Raw genomic sequence first — 251 nt, 5'->3', positions numbered from 1 at the left:
ACCATTGTGCGGGGCTTCCCGTCCCGGTCATTTTGATGGTGTAGCGACCGTTGTCACCAAATTATTTCAGATCGTCCAGCCTGATTATGCTTTCTTCGGACAAAAAGACGCCCAACAGGTAGCGGTTATTACCCAGATGGTAGCGGATTTGTCTATGCCGATCCAGATTGTGCCTTGTCCGATTATTCGCGAGGCGGACGGTCTTGCTATGAGCTCCCGCAATGTATACTTGTCACCGGATGAGAGAGCAC

1 protein-coding gene is annotated in these 251 nt (G+C 51.0%); it reads left to right on the top strand.

The features are described 5' to 3' along the window. The coding region (locus SB775_RS32000; RefSeq protein WP_410865315.1) for a pantoate--beta-alanine ligase at window positions 1–251 on the top strand (251 nt) is incomplete at both ends.

This window comes from Peribacillus sp. SIMBA_075 (assembly GCF_046534585.1).
This window is presented reverse-complemented; position numbering and strand designations above follow the sequence as displayed.